The sequence below is a fragment of the Mesorhizobium sp. WSM4842 genome (assembly GCF_055901575.1).
The window spans coordinates 6201682-6221525 of record NZ_CM148372.1 but is presented as its reverse complement, the minus strand read 5'-3'; the positions used below and the strand labels follow the sequence as shown (position 1 = coordinate 6221525).

General features: G+C 63.7%; 13 protein-coding genes. 2 read left to right on the top strand and 11 right to left on the bottom strand.

What is annotated here, in order from left to right:
- The first annotated feature begins 40 nt into the window (after positions 1–40).
- Positions 41–3181, top strand: coding sequence for an efflux RND transporter permease subunit (locus AC0NIE_RS30185; protein ID WP_473486024.1), 3141 nt, complete (start codon positions 41–43; stop codon positions 3179–3181).
- Between the two features lie 263 nt (positions 3182–3444).
- Positions 3445–4938, top strand: coding sequence for an aldehyde dehydrogenase family protein (locus AC0NIE_RS30180; RefSeq protein WP_473486023.1), 1494 nt, complete (start codon positions 3445–3447; stop codon positions 4936–4938).
- A gap of 105 nt (positions 4939–5043) precedes the next feature.
- Here AC0NIE_RS30180 and AC0NIE_RS30175 read toward each other — a convergent pair whose 3' ends face one another.
- The 11 genes from AC0NIE_RS30175 to AC0NIE_RS30125 all read right to left on the bottom strand — a co-directional run bounded on the left by AC0NIE_RS30175 (position 5044) and on the right by AC0NIE_RS30125 (position 19842).
- Entirely contained in the window at positions 5044–5358 is a 315-nt protein-coding gene (locus AC0NIE_RS30175; protein ID WP_473486022.1) for a putative quinol monooxygenase, read from the bottom strand.
- An 83-nt stretch (positions 5359–5441) separates the two neighbouring features.
- The gene (locus AC0NIE_RS30170) at positions 5442–5648 is read right to left on the bottom strand and encodes a GDCCVxC domain-containing (seleno)protein (protein ID WP_473486021.1); all 207 of its coding nucleotides are present in this window, start codon (positions 5646–5648) and stop codon (positions 5442–5444) included.
- 191 nt (positions 5649–5839) lie between these two features.
- The gene (locus AC0NIE_RS30165; RefSeq protein ID WP_473486020.1) at positions 5840–7549 is read right to left on the bottom strand and encodes an APC family permease; all 1710 of its coding nucleotides are present in this window, start codon (positions 7547–7549) and stop codon (positions 5840–5842) included.
- Between the two features lie 389 nt (positions 7550–7938).
- Positions 7939–10308, bottom strand: a complete 2370-nt coding sequence (locus AC0NIE_RS30160; RefSeq protein WP_473486019.1) for a DUF1989 domain-containing protein — start codon at positions 10306–10308, stop codon at positions 7939–7941.
- A 136-nt stretch (positions 10309–10444) separates the two neighbouring features.
- Positions 10445–11416, bottom strand: coding sequence for an IS110 family RNA-guided transposase (locus AC0NIE_RS30155; RefSeq protein ID WP_473490043.1), 972 nt, complete (start codon positions 11414–11416; stop codon positions 10445–10447).
- 284 nt (positions 11417–11700) lie between these two features.
- The gene (locus AC0NIE_RS30150) at positions 11701–12330 is read right to left on the bottom strand and encodes a sarcosine oxidase subunit gamma (protein ID WP_473488303.1); all 630 of its coding nucleotides are present in this window, start codon (positions 12328–12330) and stop codon (positions 11701–11703) included.
- Positions 12323–15301 carry a sarcosine oxidase subunit alpha gene (locus tag AC0NIE_RS30145; RefSeq protein WP_473488308.1) on the bottom strand — a complete coding sequence of 993 codons (2979 nt, stop codon included), beginning with the start codon at positions 15299–15301 and terminating at the stop codon, positions 12323–12325. Before AC0NIE_RS30145 ends, AC0NIE_RS30150 begins: the two co-directional genes overlap by 8 nt.
- A gap of 229 nt (positions 15302–15530) precedes the next feature.
- Positions 15531–15806 carry a sarcosine oxidase subunit delta gene (locus AC0NIE_RS30140; protein WP_123146941.1) on the bottom strand — a complete coding sequence of 92 codons (276 nt, stop codon included), beginning with the start codon at positions 15804–15806 and terminating at the stop codon, positions 15531–15533.
- Positions 15807–15822: 16 nt separating this feature from the next.
- Positions 15823–17076 carry a sarcosine oxidase subunit beta family protein gene (locus AC0NIE_RS30135; protein ID WP_473488302.1) on the bottom strand — a complete coding sequence of 418 codons (1254 nt, stop codon included), beginning with the start codon at positions 17074–17076 and terminating at the stop codon, positions 15823–15825.
- Positions 17077–17168: 92 nt separating this feature from the next.
- Complete coding sequence (gene glnT, locus AC0NIE_RS30130) at positions 17169–18476, bottom strand: type III glutamate--ammonia ligase (RefSeq protein WP_473488301.1); 1308 nt, start codon at positions 18474–18476, stop codon at positions 17169–17171.
- Between the two features lie 37 nt (positions 18477–18513).
- Complete coding sequence (locus AC0NIE_RS30125; protein WP_473488300.1) at positions 18514–19842, bottom strand: FMN-binding glutamate synthase family protein; 1329 nt, start codon at positions 19840–19842, stop codon at positions 18514–18516.
- Positions 19843–19844 lie beyond the last annotated feature (2 nt).

The following is a 19844-nucleotide window of genomic DNA, read 5'->3' as shown; positions in this document are numbered from 1 at the left end:
CGTGTGCGTGCGCTGACGATCAGACAAATGGACTGGCGCTATGACCACCGACACCAATGAAAAGCGGCCCTTCAATCTTTCGCGCTGGGCAATCGGGCACCCGAGCATTGCGCGGTTCCTGTTCGGCTTGATCATCGTTGCCGGTGCGCTCGGCCTGATGCGCATGGGCCAGAAGGAAGACCCGGACTTCACCTTCCGCGTCATGGTCGTCCAGGCTGTCTGGCCGGGGGCCTCGATCCAGGAGATGGAGGACCAGGTCGTCAACAAAATCGAGCGCAAGCTGCAGGAAACCCCGCATCTCGATTTCGTCCGTTCCTACACGCGCGCCGGCAGCGCCATCATCACCTTGCAGGTGGAAGGCGACACCAATCCCACGCAAGTCGCGGATGCCTTTTACCAGGTGCGCAAGAAGGTCGGCGACATCGCCAATGAGCTGCCTCAGGGGCTGCTCGGGCCCTACTTCAACGATGAGTTCGGCGACACTTTCATCACCTTGCATTCGATCAGCGGCGATGGCTACAGCTATCCCGAGCTGAAGAAATTAGCCATCCAGGCGCGTGACATGCTGCTGACGACGCCTGGCGTCGAAAAGGCCGTGATCATCGGCGACCAGCCGGAAAAACTCTACATCGACGTTTCGTCCAAGGTGCTAGCCGAGCGTGGCCTGACGCTCACCGATCTGCAGAACGCGATCAAGGGCCAGAACAATGTCGATCCGGCAGGCTCGGTCGACACCGGCCAGCGTTCGGTGCGCATCTCGGTCGAAGGCAACGTGACGGAGGCGGCCGACATTCGCGAACTTCGCCTGCGCGCCGGCAACCAGGTGACGCGCCTCGGCGACATCGCCACCGTGACCACAGGCCTCGAAGACCCCTATCAGCGCAAATACCGCTTCAACGGCCACGACAGTGTCCAGGTTGGTGTCGTCATGGCCAAGGGCTTCAACGTCACCGATGTCGGCAAGGACGTTGAGGCGACCTATCACCGCTTCGAAGAGGCGTTGCCTTACGGCGTTTCGGTCGATCAGATCGCCGACCAGCCGGAAGTCGTCAGGGAAGCGGTGACCGAGTTCATGGAAGCGCTTGGCGAGGCGCTGTTGATCGTGCTTGTCGTCTCGTTCCTGACGATCGGCTGGCGTTCGGGCCTGGTGATCGCGATCACCATTCCGCTCGTTCTGGCCGCCACCTTCGCCATCATGTACGAGATCGGCATCGATCTGCAGCGCATTTCGCTCGGCGCGCTGATCATCGCGCTCGGCCTGCTCGTCGACGACGCGATGATCGTCGTCGAAATGATGGAGCGCAAGCTCGAGGAAGGACTGGTCAAGGTCGAGGCGGCGAGCTTCGCCTATACCTCGACGGCCTTCCCGATGTTGTCCGGCACGCTGATCACCACGGCCGGCTTCATTCCGGTCGGCTTCGCGGCCTCGACGGCCGGTGAATACGTACGCACGCTGTTCTACGTCGTCGGCATCGCGCTGGTCGTCTCCTGGTTCGTGGCGGTCTACTTCACGCCGTGGCTTGGTCATATGATCCTCAAGCAGCGAAAACACGCCGGCAGCCATCACGATGTTTTTGATACGCCCTTTTACCGCCGGCTTCGCGCCACCGTCGGCTGGTCCGTGCGCCACCGCATCATCGTGCTGGTCATGACACTGGTGACCTTCGCAACCAGCCTGTGGGCGTTCCAGTTCATCCCGCAGAATTTCTTCCCGCAGTCATCGCGTCCGGAAATCCTTGTCGACCTCTGGCTGCCGGAGGGCACCAGCATCAAGGAAGTCGAGACGCAGGCCAAGGCGCTCGAAACCAGGATGATGGACGACAAGGACAAGCGCTTCATCGCCACCTATATCGGTGAGGGCACGCCGCGCTTCTTCCTGCCGCTCGACCAGCAGCTTCGTAATCCGAACTTCGCCCAGCTTCTGGTGATGGCCAATGACGAACCGGCCCGCGAACGGCTGATCGTCAAGCTGCGCACCATTCTGGCCGAGGATTTCCCGTCGGTCCGCGCCAAGGTCGACCGCCTGTTCCTCGGGCCACCCACGGGCTGGCCGGTGCAGATGCGCGTCATGGGCCCGGATCGCCAGGAGGTGCGCCGCATCGCCGACGAAGTGAAGGCGAAGTTCCAGGCAAATCCGCTGCTCGGGGCCGTTCACGACGACTGGCTGGAGCCGGTGCCGGAGATGAAGCTGGTGATCGACCAGGATCGCGCCCGGGCGCTCGGCGTCACCTCGCAGCGCATCCGCCAGGTGCTGCAGGCAAGCATGTCGGGGGCGCCGCTCGATGATTTCCGCGACGGCGAGGAGACCGTTTCGATCGTCGCCCGGGAACCGGCGGCGAGCCGCCACCTGCTGTCGGCGGTCGACTCGGTCTCTGTCCCGACGGATTTCGGTGGCTTCGTGCCGCTGTCGCAGGTCGCCAAGGTCGTCCCGGTGCTGGAGCAAGGCGTCGAATGGCGGCGCGACCGCCTGCCGACCATCAGCGTGCGTGCCACGCTGCCGGATGGCGTGCAGTCGAACGATGTCGTCATGAAGATGTACAGCGAGATGCAAGGCCTGCGCGACGGTCTGGCACCCGGCTACAACATCGAGATCCAGGGCGGCGCCGAGGATTCGGCCGAAAGCCAGGCCTCCATTGCTGCGAAAGCTCCAATCATGCTGGCCGTCATCGTCGTGCTGCTGATGATCCAGCTGCAGCACTTCGGCAAAGCGATGCTGGTGCTGGCGACCGGTCCCCTCGGCATCATCGGCGCGGCGGCGGCACTTTTGATCAGTGGCGCACCGTTCGGCTTCGTCGCCATCCTCGGCGTGATCGCGCTGCTCGGCATCATCATGCGCAACTCGATCATCCTGGTCGACCAGATCGACCAGGATATCGCGGCCGGCATGGAACGCTCGGAGGCCATCATCGGCTCGGCGGTCCGCCGTTTCCGGCCGATCATGCTGACGGCGTTGACGGCGGTCCTGGCGCTGATCCCGATTTCGCGCGGCGTCTTCTGGGGTCCGCTCGCCTATGCCATGATGGGCGGCATCCTCGTCGCCACCGTGCTCACCATCCTCGTCCTTCCGGCAGGCTATGCCTTGTTCTTCGGCAGGGAGCGCAAGAAGGCCGAAGATGCGGAGCAGGCGGCCGAGGCGGCAGAAGCAAGCGAAAGGCCGCAACTGGCCCTGGCAGCCGAATAACGGTCGAGGCAATCGCGCACGTTGGCGCCGCCCCTCATCTGCCTGCCGGCATCTTCTCCCCGTCACTATACGGGGAGAAGTGCCCGGCAGGGCGATGAGGGGCGGCGCAGAGATCGATGATTAATCTCAAGTGATTGTTGCTTGGCGCGACACTGATCTCGCCTCTTGGTCGTCGCACAAATTCGTTACAGATCACCCACGGAGTCGATACAACGATACCGCTAATGTGAACTGAGAGTGACTACCGCGCCGAGGAGGACGTCATGACCGTAGCTCAGACACCGGTAGCGCTGCGCCGGCCGATCGACGGACGCCACCGCCAGATGTTCGTCGATGGCGCCTGGGTCGACGCCCGCTCGGGCCGCACCATGGAAACCCGCAATCCAGCCACCGGCGCGGTCATTGCCACGGTGCCGCGCGGCGACCGCCAGGATGTCGAACTGGCAGTGGCCGCGGCGCGCAAGGCCTTCGACGGGCCGTGGAGCCGGTTCAAGCCCTATGAGCGGCAGGTGCTGCTGCTCAGGATCGCCGACCTCTTCGAAAAGCACTGGGAGGAGATCAGCCGCTCGGACACGACCGACATGGGCATGCCGATCGTGCGCACCCGCGCCAACCGCAACCGTGTCATCGGTATGCTGCGCTACTACGCCGGCATGGCGACGTCCCTGCATGGCGAGACGATCGAGAACTCGCTGCCGGGCGAAATCGTCTCCTTCACGCGCAAGGAGCCGGTCGGCGTCGTCGGCGCCATCATCCCGTGGAACGCACCGACGGCCGCTTCGATCTGGAAGATCGGGCCGGCGCTGGCGACCGGCTGCACGGTGGTGCTGAAACCTTCGGAAGAGGCACCGCTGACGCCGCTTCTGATCGCCGACATCATGAACGAGGCCGGCGTTCCGCCAGGCGTCGTCAACATCGTGACCGGCACTGGCGCCGAGGCAGGTGCCGCACTTGCCGAGCATATGGGCGTCGACAAGATCGTCTTCACCGGCTCGACGGCGACCGGCCAGTCGATCGTCCGCGCCTCGGCCGGCAACCTCAAGCGCGTCTCGCTGGAACTCGGCGGCAAGTCGCCGGTCATCGTCTGCGCCGACGCCGATCTCGACACAGCGGTGCCGGTGGCGGCGATGTCGGTCTTCGCCAATTCCGGCCAGATCTGCATCGCCGGCTCGCGCCTGTTCGTCGAGCGCTCCATCCATGATGAGTTCGTCGCGCGGCTGGCGGCCTACGCCAAGGGCCTCAGGGTCGGCGACGGCATTGACCCGGCAACCGAGATCGGCCCGCTCGTCTCCGAAAAGCAGCTGCAACGGGTCGCCTCGTATCTCGAGGCCGGCACGGCGGAGGGCGCGACCCTCGTCACCGGCGGCACACGCCTTGTGGAGGGTTCGCTGGCCGCCGGCAATTTCGTCGCGCCGACGGTCTTTGCCGGCGTCTCGGACGACATGAGGATCGCGCGCGAAGAAATCTTCGGGCCGGTCATTTCGGCGCTGCCGTTCGATACGCTCGATGAGGCGGTCGAGCGGGCCAACAACACGCCCTACGGTCTTGCTGCCGGGGTCTTCACCCGTAATGTCGCCACCGCGCATCAGCTTTCCAAGAAGATCCGCGCCGGCTCGGTCTGGGTGAACACCTATCACGCCATCGATCCGGCCATGCCGTTTGGTGGCTACAAGATGAGCGGCTACGGCCGCGAGGGCGGTGCCGAGCACCTCGACGAGTATCTCAACACCAAGGGCGTGTTCATCAAGATCGATTGAGCGATCCGCCTGCCAATCCTCCACCGCGGCGCTGACCGCCAAGATGCCGGCAAAGCCTGAAACAAAAAACCCGCCTCGGCGGCGGGTCGTTGCTCGGGTAGTGTCTCAGTTTGAAATCTGATTTTTCGCTTTGAGCGAGATCGGGTCCGTCTCGATTAGCCGAAGCGATCTCACCATGTCGGCAGTTTGAGTTTTGTAATTGAGAAAATGTGGCGTGGTGAGGTGCGCCTCATAGGCCGCTTGATCAGCGTAGCCTTCAATCACCAGCACCTTATCGCGGCTTCCCTTGACCGACAGCGCGTACAGGAAGATGACCCCAGGTTCTAGCCGCACCGAGGCTTCAATCCCTTCTGATAGGAGTGCGCCGTAAGCCTCGATCTGGTCGGGATCGATCTCCAGTTCTGCTATCCTGACAATCATTCGCTATTCCGCTTCTTGTACTGGTCGCAATGCGCATGACGCGGACGGCGTTGCCGATCACGTCGGCGGGGCGCTTCTGGCCTTTAGATCCGGTTGGCATGGCTACTCTCCTGAAGCGGCGGGCATGGCAGATCGGCATATGAGCAGAAAACGCAGCAATCGCCCGCTAAGGGCTTCAGGAGTACCCTGCAGTTTTTGCATTCGTAGAAGTGAACGCAGGCGTCGGTAGGCATCGTTTCCACAGACTGGTGCCCACAGTCCGGGCAAGTGATGGTGCTCTCAAGCTTCATTGCCGCTCCAATGCTTTCCGCTAAGCATATAGGAGTTCGGCCCGGATCGCGACAAGCGCGGCGTCAAATTTCAAACTGAGACACTACCCGACCTCGCGATCGCGAGCTTCCAGTGAGCGAGCTTGCGACGAGCCTCTGGAAGCAAATCGGATCGAGCGCGGCGGTCCGCACTCGATCCTTTCAGGCCGATGTCAGATGACGAACAGCCAGTTGGCTAGCAGCATCACCACGACGCCGGCGATCAACGTCAGGTAGGGCAGGATGCCCGCCTTTCTGACGGCGAGATCGGACGAATTCATGCCGAGATCAGCCAGCATGTGGTCGGGGAATTTGCCCTTGTCCTGGATGTAATGCCGGAAGCAGAACACCGGGATGATCAAGGCAGCTGTGATCAGTCCTGCCCACAGTGCCATCGGGTTCCAGACTTTGGCGCCGGCGCCCATGAAGATCATGTTGACATAGGCAAGAATGGCGCCGATGCCGAGCAGCCAGCTCGGTGCCTTCCACGGCCGCGCGATATGGCCGTTGTCAATGCGATGGATCCAGCCGGCATTGAGGTTGAGGAAGTTGAAGATGATGTATCCGCAATTCGACACGGCGAGGATGAAGAAGAAGCTGGTTGCATCTGCCGAAGCGATGGCCAGCACGGCCAGGTTGAAGATCAGGTCGGTCCACATCGCCCGGGTCGGGGCGCCATGCTCGTTGACGTGGCTGAGATAGCGCGGCAGCCAGCCATCGACGGAACCTTGGTAAAGCGTGCGCGAGGACCCCGCCATCGCCGTCATGATGCACAGCACCAGGGCCAGGATCATCAGCATCACCAGAAGGCTATGGATCAGCTGGCCGCCGCCGACCATGCCGGCCAGTGCGTCGGCAACGCCGGAGCCGTCGACGATCGGGGTCGCCAGCATGCCGTTCAAGCCGAGCACGCCCTGGAAGGTGAACGGCACCAGGATGAACAGCAGCATGCACAGCAGGCCGGAATAGAAGATCGCCTTGAAGGTGTCGGTGCCGGGATTCTTGAACTCGGAGGTGTAACAGACGGCGGTCTCGAAACCGTAGGTCGACCAGGCGGCGATGAACATGCCGCCGAGAACAAGCGTCCAGCCGGCGATGTTCCACGCCCCGGGCTCGGGCGCATAGGCGGCCGCGAGCGGCACCAGCGGCGAAAAATTCGCCCAGTCGATCTGGCCGGTGACGATCGGCACGACGCCGACGATCAGCATCGGAATGATCACGAACAGGCCGATATATTTCTGCACGTTGGCGGTGCCCAGGATGCCGCGATGCTGGATGGAGAAGATGATCAGCATCAGCACCGCACCGATGAAGAAGGTGGCGTTGAAGGTGAAGGAGACCGGGCCCAGCGTGTGACCGTAGAGCGTCCAGTTGCGGATCGCCGGTGTGGCGGCCGCGCTCACCGCCGCAATGGCGTCGGCGGCACTGGTCCCCGTATTAGCCGCGATATAGGCGGCGACTTCCGGCGAGGTGTCGGTAAACAGCGGCACCGGCGCCAGCGCGTTGAGGATGTAGGCGGCGGCGATCGAGCAGCCGAGCGACAGCACCGGCGACCAGGCGAACCAATTGCACCACACCGAAAGCGGTGCGATGAACTTGGAATAACGCAGCCAGGCGGTAGCGCCATAGATCGAGGCGCCGCCGGACTTGTTCGGAAACAGGCCGGCGATTTCGGCATAGGTGAAGGATTGCAGGAAGCCCATGATCATGGACACGGTCCAGATCAGGAAGGCCAGCTTGCCGGTCGTGCCGGCAATGCCGCCGATCGAAAACAGGACAAGGGCGGGAACGCCGCTTGCCACCCAGAAGGCGCCGCGCCAATCGATATTCCGGTGCAGCTTCCCTTCGGCAGCCGGCACCAAGGCAGAGACTATCGTGCTCATTTACGTGAATTCCCCATTTCTGATGTTCCCCATCGGCGACGGCCGACACCTCGCGGTGCGTCACTGACGCATGCGTTGAACGACCTCAGGCATTTTCCGCTCAGTAGTATTTTTTTCTTGCCAGTGAAGATTGATCCGTCACGCTTTCACGTCAAGCGTTTTGTGAAACTGTGCACATCGCAGATGTGGAACATGCTCTTACCTTCTCCCCTTGTGGTGGCCCCGCCCACGGGTCTTGCCTCCGGCAAGCCCGAGGACAGGCTCCGCGAGGTCGGATGAGCGGTGATCCAGCTTGGCACCGACAGCACTCCGTCCAACACCCCTTCCGTCTCGGCGCTGCGCGCCGATCCACCTTCTCCCACAGGGGGAGAAGGCAAGGGATGCTGCCGTCAGGAGCGCGGCTTGGTCTTTTGCGGATCGTAGTGGGCGAAGGCGACGACGCGCGCCGGCAGCCGCTTGCTGTGGCCGTCGAGCTTGCCGATCTCGACCTCGGTGCCGATCGCGGAATGGGTGACGTCGAGCCTGGCCAGCGCGATGGTCTTGTTCAGCAGCGGCGAGCGTATGCTCGAAGTGATCTCGCCGATCTGGGCGCGGCCGACATGGACGCAATCGCCATGGCCGACCGCGACATTGGCGTCGATGTCGAGGCCGACCAGTTTCTTCTGCGGGTTTTCCTTGCGCCGGATCAGCGCCTCGCGGCCGATGAAATCGTCGGTCTTGCTCTTCAGCGGCACGGTGAAGCCGATGCCGGCCTCGAACGGATCAGTCTGGTCGGAAAACTCATAGCCGGCAAAGATCAGTCCGGCCTCAATGCGCACCATGTCGAGCGCCTGCAGCCCCATCGGCTTCAAGCCATGCGGCTGGCCGGCCTCCCAGATGGCGTCGAACACCTTTTCGGCATCGCGCGGATGGCACCAGATCTCGTAGCCGAGCTCGCCGGTATAGCCGGTGCGCGAAACGACGACGGGAATGCCGTTGCCGCCACCGATGCGGGCGACGGCGAAACGGAACCACTCGAGTTCCTCGATCGACGGCTGCAACGGCGAGGTCCAGATGATCTCTTTGAGGATGTCGCGGCTCTTCGGTCCTTGTACGGCGACATTGTGCATCTGGTCGGTCGACGAGCGCACCAGCACGTTGAGGCCGAGTTTCGTCGCGGTGTCGCGCAGCCATTCGCCGGAAAGATCGTCGCCGCCGACCCAGCGGAAATTGTCCTTGCCGAGCCTGAGCAGCGTGCCGTCGTCGATCATGCCGCCATGCTCGTAGCACATGGCGGAATAGACCACCTGGCCGACCCCGAGTTTTTTCACGTCGCGGGTCAGCGTGTATTGCAGCAGTGCTTCCGAATCCGGGCCGGTGACCTCGAACTTGCGCAGCGGCGACAGGTCCATGATCACGGCAGCCCGCCGGCAGGCCCAGTATTCGTCGATCTGGCCTTGCCTGGCGAAGGAATTGGCCAGCCAATAGCCCCTGTACTCGACGAAGTTGCGGGTGTGCTTGGCAAAGCTCGAATGAAAAGCGGTCTCGCGGGTCATTTTCGGTTCCGAATCGGGCGTCATGCGTCTGGCGATCGCTCGCGAGAATTTGTGCTGGCCGGAATAGGTCCGCACATGGATGTCGGTCAGATTCCAGCCATTGGCCGGCGTCGTGTCGTCGGGACAGGCCGACGAAACGCAAACGATGTCGGTCAAGGCGCGCAGCAGCACATAGTCGCCCGGCCGCGACCACGGCTCGTCGGACACCATGACGCCATGCGCGTCGATCGCCGTGTTGAAGAAGAAGTTGATCGCCATCCAGCCGGCGCGCGGGGTGACGCCCTTGTCGGCGAGCGCGCGGTTGAAATTCTCCGAGCAGTTGGGGTGACCGGGATAGCCGATGTCGTCGTAATATTTGGCGGCGCAAGCGAGCGCGAATGCATCGTGCCGGCCGCATGTGTCCTGCACCACCTCGACCAGCGGCTCCATGTCCTGATCGTAGTATTTCGAGTGCAGGCCTGGCATCGGATAGCTCGAGCCCATCAGCGTGCGGGTCGTCGTCACGTCGAGCGGATGATCGCTGCCCTTGTCGAGCTTGCGCGCCGAAAAGCACTGGAAGTCGGTGCATTGGCGCCCGTCGACATCGATGATCTGCAGATAGTCGCCTGCCTTGACGAAGTAGGCTTCCGCGGTCGCCGAATGGACACGCAGGTCGAGCACCGGGTCGGCTAGGGGATCGCCCAATTGCGACTTCGCCACCGGACGGATCGTGGCGCGGCGGACGATGACGTTGAGCGGTGTCGCCGTGTCGTGGCCGTCGACCAGCATCGGCCCGCCCGGGGCAGCGATCAGCATCGACCCATTACGGGCGACGGTAAAACCCTGTTCGGTGCCGGCCGGGGTGGCGCCGCCGAAGACGCGAACCGCCTTTGCCTGATCAAGCTGCACCTGGCGTCGCTCGAGCCCTCGGCGCAAGGAAGCGAGGCTGTCGTCGCCATCGGCCAGCAGCGCCTTGATGCCGGCGGCGTTGCTGTGCGATTTCTCGCCTAAAATGCTGGGGTCGGTAGCGCCGCTCTTGTCCCAAGCCAGCAGTTCGCAAGCCTGGCCGCCCTCTACGTTGCGTACGCTGATGGTATCGCCGGCCTCGACATCGATGAGCACCGCGCCATTGCCGTGAACGAAATAGCGCTCCATGCCAGCCGGCAGCGCCATTTGGCCGGGCCGCAGGATGAGGCTCGGCCGGGGCGGTCCGGCGGCGACGGCGGGGTAGGGCGACTGGCTCATCTCAACCCTATGTCTTGAGAAACAAGTTTGCCTGTACGTGAAATTATTTTAGCAGCAAGAATAGGCTCGGAAGGCTGGACTTGGCAAGGCGAAGGTGGCGAGCGGAGCTCGGTCGGATGAGCATCTGTGTTTGTTGTCAAGGGGCGATTGGGCTCCAGAAGCGGTCTTGGGCGATGAGTGCGTTGGCCATGACGACGAGCTTTCGCATGACGGCGACGAGGATGACCTTTGCGGCCTTTCCGGCGTTGCGCAGGCGTGCGGCGAAGGCGGCAAGGTCCTTGTTGTAGCGGCTTGCCGACAGCGCCGCCATGTAGAGGACGTTTCTGACAGCCTTGCGTCCGCCTTTGATTGCACGGCGGCCCTGACGCGGCCCGCTGTCGTGGGCGACGGGGGCGAGGCCGGTCAGCATGGCCGCCTGTTTGGCGTTGAGCGTGCCCATCTCGGCGAGACCGACCAGCAGCGCGGTGGCCGTGATCGGGCCAATGCCCGGGATCGACACCAAGATGGCGTGGCGGCGGGCAAGGGCGGGGTCGGCCGAGATCAGGCGAGCGGTTTCGGTTTCGAGACGGACGAGGTGGCGTTCGATCATCCGCAGTCTGCGCTTGAGTTCGGCGCGCAGAAAGGGGCTTTGGAGTGTCGCCAAGCGGTTGATGAGCGCGGTGCGTTCGGCACTGGCGGCACCGCGCACGCCGACGATTTCCTGCAATGCTTCCATCGCAAGCGAAGCCGGTACCGTCTCGGCCGGTTCGAGTGCGACCCCCATCAAGGCCAGCAGCCTGGCGTCGATCCTATCGGTCTTGGCGAGCTGGCCGCAGGCTTCGGCAAAGAGCCGAGCGCGCAGCGGGTTGACGACGGCCACGGCCAATCCCGCCTCGTGCAGCGAGCGTTGCGCCGCCCGATGGTATTTGGACGTCGCCTCCAGGACCACCCGCCTCACCGCAAGCTCGCCGAGCAGGCGCTTCAGCCGCCGCAGTCCGCCACTGTCATTGGCGACGCGGAAGCTCTTGCCGGCCGGATGGACGTAGACATCCAGCCACTCTTTACACACGTCGATGCCGGCATAGACTGGCGGCGTCGCATTCGGTTCGGACAATACCTTGCCTTGCATGCGGGACTTGCTCCCCATCATCTGTTCAGGACCAATGTGAGAACGAATGGACCTTGCTCATCCGCGGCTCACACCAAGGGGCGTACGGTCCCATCCGTCCACTCCCCGGCGGACGGCCATCCGTCGGGGAGTACAGCTATCTTGCACAAATAGCCGCAATCCGAACATGCAAGGGGTGTGCTCCAGCTTGGCATCGGCCGCACTCCGTCCAACACCCCTCAACCGTCTTGGCGCTACGCGCCAATCCACCTTCTCCCACAAGGGGAGAAGAGAAGAAGCAAATGCTACCCCAACTCCTCGGAATGCCCGATATCAACGCCGTATTCGGCGGCAGCGTCGAGCATCGTGCGCCACAGGCTTTCGGCGAAGGTGGCAAACACCAGAAGATTGAACACCGCCTGCCCATCCGGCCGGTCATTTCCACGCCAGAGATTGACACTGGTATGATCGATCGATGTCGCGGCAGCGGCGCCGATCGGGAATGACGCCGGGTGCAGGTCGAGCGACGACAGCTTGGCCAGCATGGCGCGCGCCTTCGTTCCCGAGACGCTGATCAGGGCGCGCGCATGCGACTGGTCCGAGAGCGAGGCGGATCGCGAGAACGCCTGGCTCAAAATGTCGATCGCGTGCTTGCCGCCCTTGGACAGGACGAGGAACTGATCCGGTCCCGACCAGGTGAGCATCACGTCCGAAGCGCTGACGGTCTTCGGCACCTCCGGAGCCGCCATGCCGAAACGGGCCTTGGCGGCGTTTGCCAGTTCCGCCCCTTTGCCGCGCCGCGCCATGATCTGGATCAGGTCGAAATTGCGAATCTCGGTGAGCGAAATGCCCGACGCGACGTCGCGCGCGCCATAGGCGCCCACGACAAGTGCGTGCTCCAGCGGACTGCGAGAAATCCACGAAATTTCAGCCACGCTGGCGCCCTCCATCCGGATCGTAGAAGACGGGATTGCACAGCTCGACGTCATAGTCTTCGCCGCGCAGCGGGTCATGCGCATGGACGATCTCGCCGATGCGCTCGCGGCCGCGCTCGACAAGCGCGAGCCCGATCCACTGGTCAAGCGTCGGCGAGAAACAGACCGAGGTGACATAGCCCTGATCGTTGTCCGGACCCGGTTTCTCGGCCTTCGGAATGATATGCGCGCCGGAGCGCAGGCGGCGCGTCTTGTCGGGCGGTTTGATGCCGACCACGACCTGCCGATCCGGTGCGACCAGCGCCTCGCGCCCGGCCATGACGCGGCCAATAAAATCCTTCCTGGTCGACATCATCTTGCCAAGCCCGAGATCGGCGGCGGTCGTCGTGCCGTTCAGTTCCGGCCCGGCGACATGGCCCTTTTCGATGCGCATGACGCCGAGCGCCTCGGTGCCGTAGGGCGTCACGCCGAATTGTTTGCCGGCTAGCGTCAGATTGCGCACCAGCGCGTCGCCGTAGCGGGCCGGAACGGAAATCTCGAACGCCATCTCGCCGGAGAACGAAATGCGGAACAGCCGCGCCCCGATGCCGCCGCGAAGCGCTACTTCCCGCGCTCCCATGAATGGAAACCCCTCGTTCGAGAGGTCCTCGGATTCATCAACGACCTGTTTCAGCAACTCCCGCGTGCTCGGCCCGGCGATCGAGAATTGCGCCCACTGGTCGGAGACTGACGTGAGCTGCACGTCGAGTTCTGGGAACAGCACCTGCCGGCAGAATTCGAGATGCTGCATCACCGGCCCGGCCTTGGCAGTGGTGGTGGTCAGGAAATAATGATCCTCGGCCAGACGCGACGTGGTGCCGTCGTCATAGACCATGCCGTCCTCGCGCAGCATCAGCCCGTAGCGCGCTTTTCCCACAGCAAGATTGGAGAAGGTGTTGATGTAGACGCGATCGAGGAAGGCGCCGGCATCCGGGCCGTGCACGTCGATTTTGCCGAGCGTCGAGACGTCGCAGAAGCCGACGCCGCCGCGCACCGCCTTGACCTCGCGGGTGACCGATTCCAGCCAGTCCTTCTCGCCGGCGCGCGGATACCATTGCGCGCGCTTCCACAGGCCGGTGTCGACGAACACCGCGCCCTGTTCGGCCGCCCAGTGATGCGACGGCGTCAGCCGCGTCGCATGAAAATTCTCGTCGCGATGATGGCCGGCGAAGGCGCCGATGGCGACCGGCACATAGGGCGGGCGATAGATCGTCGTGCCGGTCTCGGGGATGGATTTGCCTGATACCGCCGCCATGATGGCGAGGCCTGCGGCGTTCGAGGTCTTGCCCTGGTCGGTGGCCATGCCGAGCGTCGTGTAGCGTTTCAGATGCTCGACGGATTCAAAACCTTCGCGCTGCGCCAGTTCGATGTCTGCGGCGGTGACGTCGTGCTGGTAGTCGACAAAGGCTTTCCCTTTGCCGGCAACATGCCAGAGCGGGGTCAGCGAAAAAGCCTCGTCGTCGGCGACTGGCGGAGCGCCGGCATTGCCGCTGTGTCCGGCACTCTGCGCTGCCGCCGCACCGGCGGCGAATCCCTGTCGCAGGCAGGCGCCGAGCCCAAAAGCGCCGTTGGCGGCACCGGCGGCCACCATGCCGGGAGGCGCGCCGTCCGGCACGAAGGCTGATATTTCGTCCTGCCATTTCGGCCGGCCGCGATGGCATGAGGCCAGCCCGACCGCCGGGTTCCAGCCGCCGGAAACGGCAAGCCCGTCGGCTTCGACTTCGGCGCGTGCGCCGCCGGTCAGCGATATCGAGATTTTCCTGACACCGTCCTTACCGCCTTCGACACCGACGACGGAGCCGTTCAAAACGGCAAAGCCGGCCTTGGCGGCGAGCGCGCGATGCGTGGCGGACACGTCCGGACGCGCATCGATGACCGTGGCGATCTGCAGTCCGGCGCCAAGCGCGGTTTTGACCGTGCGCCAGCCATCCTCATTGTTGGTGAACAGGGCGATCCGCTTCGCAGGGGTCGCCGCATAGCGCGCGACATAGGTCCGCATTGCCGAAGCCATTATCACGCCGGGCGTGTCGTTGCCGGCAAAGACGATCGGCCGTTCGATAGCGCCGGCGGCAACGACACAGCGTTTGGCGACGATCCGCCACAGCCGCTGGCGCACTTGGTGTTCGGGCGGGGAGGGCAGGTGATCGTTGATCCGTTCGATGGCGCCATAGGTGCCGCCGTCATAGACGCCGAACAGCGTCGTGCGGGTCATGATGCGGACATCGGGCAGCGTAGCGAGTTCGGCCAGCGTGCGGGAAATCCATTCGGCTGCCGGCATGCCGTCGATCGTGCCGCCATCGGCAAGCAGGCGGCCGCCAAGCGCAAAATCTTCCTCGCACAGGATGACGCGGGCGCCGCTGCGCCCCGCGGCGAGCGCTGCCGCCAGCCCGGCCGGGCCGGAGCCGGCGATCAGTACGTCGCAATGCGCCCAGGCCTTGTCGTAATGGTCGGGGTCGGCAACGCCCGCCGCGCGTCCGAGACCGGCGGCGCGGCGGATCGCCGGCTCGTAGATCGCCTCCCAGAATTTTGCCGGCCACATGAAGGTCTTGTAGTAGAAGCCAGCGACGAAGATCGGCGAAAACAGCTGGTTCACCGCCATCAGATCGTGGCGCAGCGACGGCCAGCGGTTCTGGCTGGCGGCTTCCAGCCCGTCATAAAGTTCTGCCGTGGTCGCCTTGGTGTTCGGCTCGCACCGCGCACCAGTGCGCAGCTCGACCAGCGCGTTGGGTTCTTCCGAGCCTGATGTCAGGATGCCGCGCGGCCGATGGTATTTGAACGAGCGGCCGACCAGCCTGACGCCATTGGCAATCAGCGCCGAGGCGAGCGTGTCGCCCTGGAAGCCGGCAAAGGTTTTGCCGTCGAAGCGAAAATTCAGCGGCGCCGAGCGGTCGATGAGACCGCCGGATGGCAGACGATTGGGTTGGCTGGAAATCACGATGCCCGGCCCCCATGCAAGAGCGTCGCGCTGCCCCTCATCGCCCTGCCGGGCACTTCTCCCCGTATAGTGACGGGGAGAAGGACGCCTTCACTGAGGGTTTCGCCAATCTCCAGCGTAGCAGGAAGGGCGCCGAGGTTGCGGCCATCTCCCTTCTCCCCGTCACTATACGGGGAGAAGGTGCCGGCAGGCGGATGAGGGGCGGCGCTGAGTTGGCTAAGAATACTCATTTTGCCACCTGCCTTGCCCCGACTCCCGCCGCCGGCTCGACCGAGGAAATCTCGTGTGTCAGCGTGTTGCGGGCGATCTTCAGCCAGGCCCGGCAGCCGCCGCCATGGTACCAATGTTCGCTGGTCTCGCCGGCAATGTTGTCGCGCAGATAGACGTAGTCGAACACCTCGTCTTCCGAGCCACCGGCTGCCGGCCGCAGCGGCTTGGCGTCGCCCAGATAGGTGAATTCACCGAGTTCGCGTTCGCCGCAGAAGGGACAGACAATACGCATGCTTTTTGGACCGTCCTCAGTGCAGGTTCGGTTGGGCGCCGACGCCCTTTTCATCGATCATCGCGCCCCGCCGGAATCGGTCGAGGCGGAATCTGGCGGCCTCCCTATGCGGTTCGTCGCGGGCCAGAAGATGGGCAAACACAAGGCCCGAGCCGGGCGTTGCCTTGAAGCCGCCATAACACCAGCCGGCATTGAGATAGAGCCCGTCCACCGGGGTCTTGTCGATGATCGGCGAGCCGTCCATCGACATGTCCATGATGCCGCCCCACTGGCGCAAGAGGCGCACGCGACCGATCATCGGCATAAGCGCCATGCCGCCCTCGCAGACGTCTTCCATCACAGGCATGTTGCCGCGCTGGGCATAGGAATTGTAGCCGTCTATGTCGCCGCCGAAGACCAGTCCGCCCTTGTCGGACTGGCTGACGTAGAAATGGCCGGCGCCGAAGGTCATGACGTTGGGGATCAGCGGCTTGATCGCTTCGGAGACGAAGGCCTGCAGCACATGGCTCTCGATCGGCAGCCGCAGTCCCGCCATCGCCGCGACCCGCGACGAACTGCCGGCAACGGCCATGCCGACCTTGCCGGCGCCGATTGTGCCGCGCGATGTCTCGACGCCGGTCACCTTGCCGTTGGCATCGCGCGCAAAACCTGTCACCTCGCAGTTCTGGATGATGTCGACACCGAGCCCGCTCGCCGCATGAGCATAGCCCCAGACCACCGCGTCGTGGCGTGCCGCGCCGCCGCGGCGCTGCAGCAGGCCGCCTTGCACGGGAAAGCGTGCATTGTCGAAGTTCAGGAACGGCATCATCTTCCTGACCGCCGCCAGGTCGAGCAGCTCGGCATCGATGCCGTTGATGCGCATGGTGTTGCCGCGCCGCGCATAGGCGTCGCGCTGCGCGTCGGAATGATAGAGGTTGATGACGCCGCGCTGGCTGACCATCGTGTTGTAGTTGAGGTCCTGCTCCATGCGCTCCCACAGCTTCATAGACAGCTCGTAGAAGCCGGTATTGCCGGGCAGCCCGTAATTGGAGCGGATGATGGTGGTGTTGCGGCCGGCATTGCCGGAGCCGATCCAGCCCTTTTCGAGCACGGCGACATTCCTGATGCCGTACTCACTGGCGAGGAACCATGCCGTCGCCAGGCCGTGACCGCCGCCGCCGATAATCACCACGTCGTAGCGGTCCTTCGGGCTGGCGTCGCGCCAGGTACGCTGCCAGGTCTTGTGGCCGGAAAATGCGGCGCGGGCGAGGGAGAAGATCGAGTATTTCATAAATCTATTCCGAGATCGCTCGCGCCACGCAGGACCTTTCTTGACGCATCGGATTTATCCGAAAACCGCTTCACACTTTTCGGTCCGATGCTTTAGATATCCAGCGTGTGGTCACGCTCCCACTGGGTGAAGTGGGAAGCATAGGAATTCCATTCCTGGTGCTTGAGCTTTAGATAAGCCGACGAGAATTCCTCACCCAGCGCCGCCTTGAGCGATTTATCATTGTCGAACTCGCGCAATGCATCGAGCAGGTTGAGCGGCAGCTTCGGCGCGCCCTCCACCGTATGTCCGAACTGGTACATGTCGATGTCGTAGCGCCTGCCGGGATCGGCCTTCGAGCGGATGCCGTCGAGGCCGGCGGCGATGATGACGGCCTGCAGCAGATAAGGGTTTGCCGCGCCGTCGGGCAGACGCAGCTCGAAACGGCCGGGTCCGGGCACGCGCACCATGTGGGTGCGGTTGTTGCCGGTCCAGGTCACCGAGTTGGGCGCCCAGGTTGCGCCCGAAATGGTGCGCGGCGCATTGATGCGCTTGTAGGAATTGACCGTCGGGTTGGTGATCGCGGCGAGTGCTGAGGCATGCTTCATGATGCCCCCAAGGAAATTCTTGCCCTTCGCCGACAGGCCGAGCTCCATGGCGTTGTCGGCAAAGACATTGGTTGTGCCTGATTTGTCCCACACAGAGATGTGGGCATGACAGCCATTGCCGGTCAGGCCGGGGAATGGCTTCGGCATGAAGGTCGCGCGCAGGCCGTGCTTTTCGGCAACGGACCTCACCATGAACTTGAAGAAGGAATGCTTGTCGGCGGTCGCCAGCGCATCGTCGAAGGCCCAGTTCATCTCGAACTGCCCGTTGGCGTCCTCATGGTCGTTCTGGTAGGCGCCCCAACCGAGCGCCAGCATATGGTCACAGATCTCGGCGATGACATCGTAGCGGCGCATCACCGCTTGCTGGTCGTAGCAGGGCTTTGACGCCGTGTCGTATTCGTCGGAAATGGTCTTGCCGTCAGGCGAGATCAGGAAGAACTCGGCCTCGACGCCGGTCTTGACATGCATGCCGTCGCCGGCCGCCTCAGTGATCAACCGCTTCAGCGTGTTGCGCGGCGCCTGGGCGACCGACTTGTCGTCCATGATGCAGTTGGCGGCGACCCAGGCGACCTCCGGCTTCCACGGCAACTGGATGACCGAATCCGGATCCGGCACCGCCAGCATGTCGGGATGCGCCGGCGTCAGGTCGAGCCATGTGGCAAAGCCGGCAAAGCCGGCACCGTCCTTCTGCATGTCGGCGATAGCCTGCGCCGGCACCAGCTTGGCGCGCTGCCCACCGAACAGGTCGGTGTAGGAAATCATGAAATATTTGACGCCGTTCTCTTTGGCGAAGGCGGCGAGATCGTTCCCCATTATAGTTCCTCGCTTATTGGTATTTGGTAGTTTGGTATCAGAAGCCGTTCTTCCCCGGTATCCAGTTGGTGCCGGCCAGCGGCACGCCGGCCATAGCGGCGGCTTCAATCGTGAGCGCGACGAGATCCTCGGGCTCGAGATTGTGCAGGCTGTTCTTGCCGCAGGCGCGGGCAATGGTCTGCGCCTCCAGCGTCATCACCTTCAGGTAATTCGCCAATCGTCGTCCGGCGGCGATCGGGTCGACCCGCTTCATCAGCTCGGGATCCTGCGTGGTGATGCCGGCCGGGTCGCGTCCCTCATGCCAGTCGTCATAGGCGCCGGCGGTGGTGCCGAGTTCGTTGTATTCCGCCTCCCAGCTCGGATCGTTATCGCCGAGCGCGACAAGTGCTGCCGTGCCGATCGACACCGCGTCGACGCCGAGCGCCAGCGCCTTGGCGACATCGGCGCCGTTGCGGATGCCGCCGGAGACGATCAGCTGCACCTTGCGGTGCATGCCGAGATCCTGCAGCGCCTGCACCGCCGGTCTTATGCAGGCAAGTGTCGGCTGGCCGACATTCTCGATGAACACTTCCTGGGTTGCGGCGGTGCCGCCCTGCATGCCGTCGACCACGACGACATCTGCGCCTGATTTCACCGCAAGTGCTGTGTCGTAATAGGGCCGCGCGCCGCCGACCTTGACGTAGATCGGCTTTTCCCAGTCGGTGATTTCGCGCAGCTCCAGGATCTTGATCTCGAGATCGTCCGGCCCGGTCCAGTCGGGGTGACGCGAGGCCGAACGCTGGTCGATACCCTTGGGCAGCGTGCGCATTTCGGCGACGCGGTCGGAGATCTTCTGGCCAAGCAGCATGCCGCCGCCACCGGGCTTGGCGCCCTGGCCGACGACGATCTCGATCGCATCTGCCCGGCGCAAGTCGCGCGGGTTCATGCCGTAGCGCGACGGCAGGTACTGATAGACCAGCGTCTTGGAATGGCCGCGCTCTTCCTCGGTCATGCCGCCGTCGCCGGTGGTCGTCGAGGTGCCGGACAGCGTCGCACCGCGGCCGAGCGCTTCCTTGGCTGGACCGGACAGCGAGCCAAAACTCATGCCGGCGATGGTGATCGGGATTTTCAGCTCGATCGGCTTTTTCGCATGGCGCGAACCCAGCACCACGCTGGTGTCGCAGCGCTCGCGATAGCCTTCCAGCGGATAGCGCGAGATCGAGGCGCCCAGCACCAGCAGGTCGTCGAAATGCGGCAGCTTGCGCTTGGCGCCGGCGCCGCGAATATCATAGATGCCGGTCGCCGCGGCGCGGCGGATCTCGGAGAGCGTGTAGTCGTCGAAGGTCGCTGATTTGCGCGGCGTCGTCGGCGGGTTGCGATAAGTCATTG

Bases quoted from the DNA above. Each gene is read 5' to 3' on its own strand.
- AC0NIE_RS30160 (WP_473486019.1), bottom strand. From the start codon at position 10,308: ATGAGCCAGTCGCCCTACCCCGCCGTCGCCGCCGGACCGCCCCGGCCG.
- AC0NIE_RS30180 (WP_473486023.1), top strand. From the start codon at position 3,445: ATGACCGTAGCTCAGACACCGGTAGCGCTGCGCCGGCCGATCGACGGA.
- AC0NIE_RS30155 (WP_473490043.1), bottom strand. From the start codon at position 11,416: ATGCAAGGCAAGGTATTGTCCGAACCGAATGCGACGCCGCCAGTCTAT.
- AC0NIE_RS30165 (WP_473486020.1), bottom strand. From the start codon at position 7,549: ATGAGCACGATAGTCTCTGCCTTGGTGCCGGCTGCCGAAGGGAAGCTG.
- AC0NIE_RS30140 (WP_123146941.1), bottom strand. From the start codon at position 15,806: ATGCGTATTGTCTGTCCCTTCTGCGGCGAACGCGAACTCGGTGAATTC.
- AC0NIE_RS30170 (WP_473486021.1), bottom strand. From the start codon at position 5,648: ATGAAGCTTGAGAGCACCATCACTTGCCCGGACTGTGGGCACCAGTCT.
- AC0NIE_RS30135 (WP_473488302.1), bottom strand. From the start codon at position 17,076: ATGAAATACTCGATCTTCTCCCTCGCCCGCGCCGCATTTTCCGGCCAC.
- AC0NIE_RS30175 (WP_473486022.1), bottom strand. From the start codon at position 5,358: ATGATTGTCAGGATAGCAGAACTGGAGATCGATCCCGACCAGATCGAG.
- AC0NIE_RS30125 (WP_473488300.1), bottom strand. From the start codon at position 19,842: ATGACTTATCGCAACCCGCCGACGACGCCGCGCAAATCAGCGACCTTC.
- glnT (WP_473488301.1), bottom strand. From the start codon at position 18,476: ATGGGGAACGATCTCGCCGCCTTCGCCAAAGAGAACGGCGTCAAATAT.
- AC0NIE_RS30185 (WP_473486024.1), top strand. From the start codon at position 41: ATGACCACCGACACCAATGAAAAGCGGCCCTTCAATCTTTCGCGCTGG.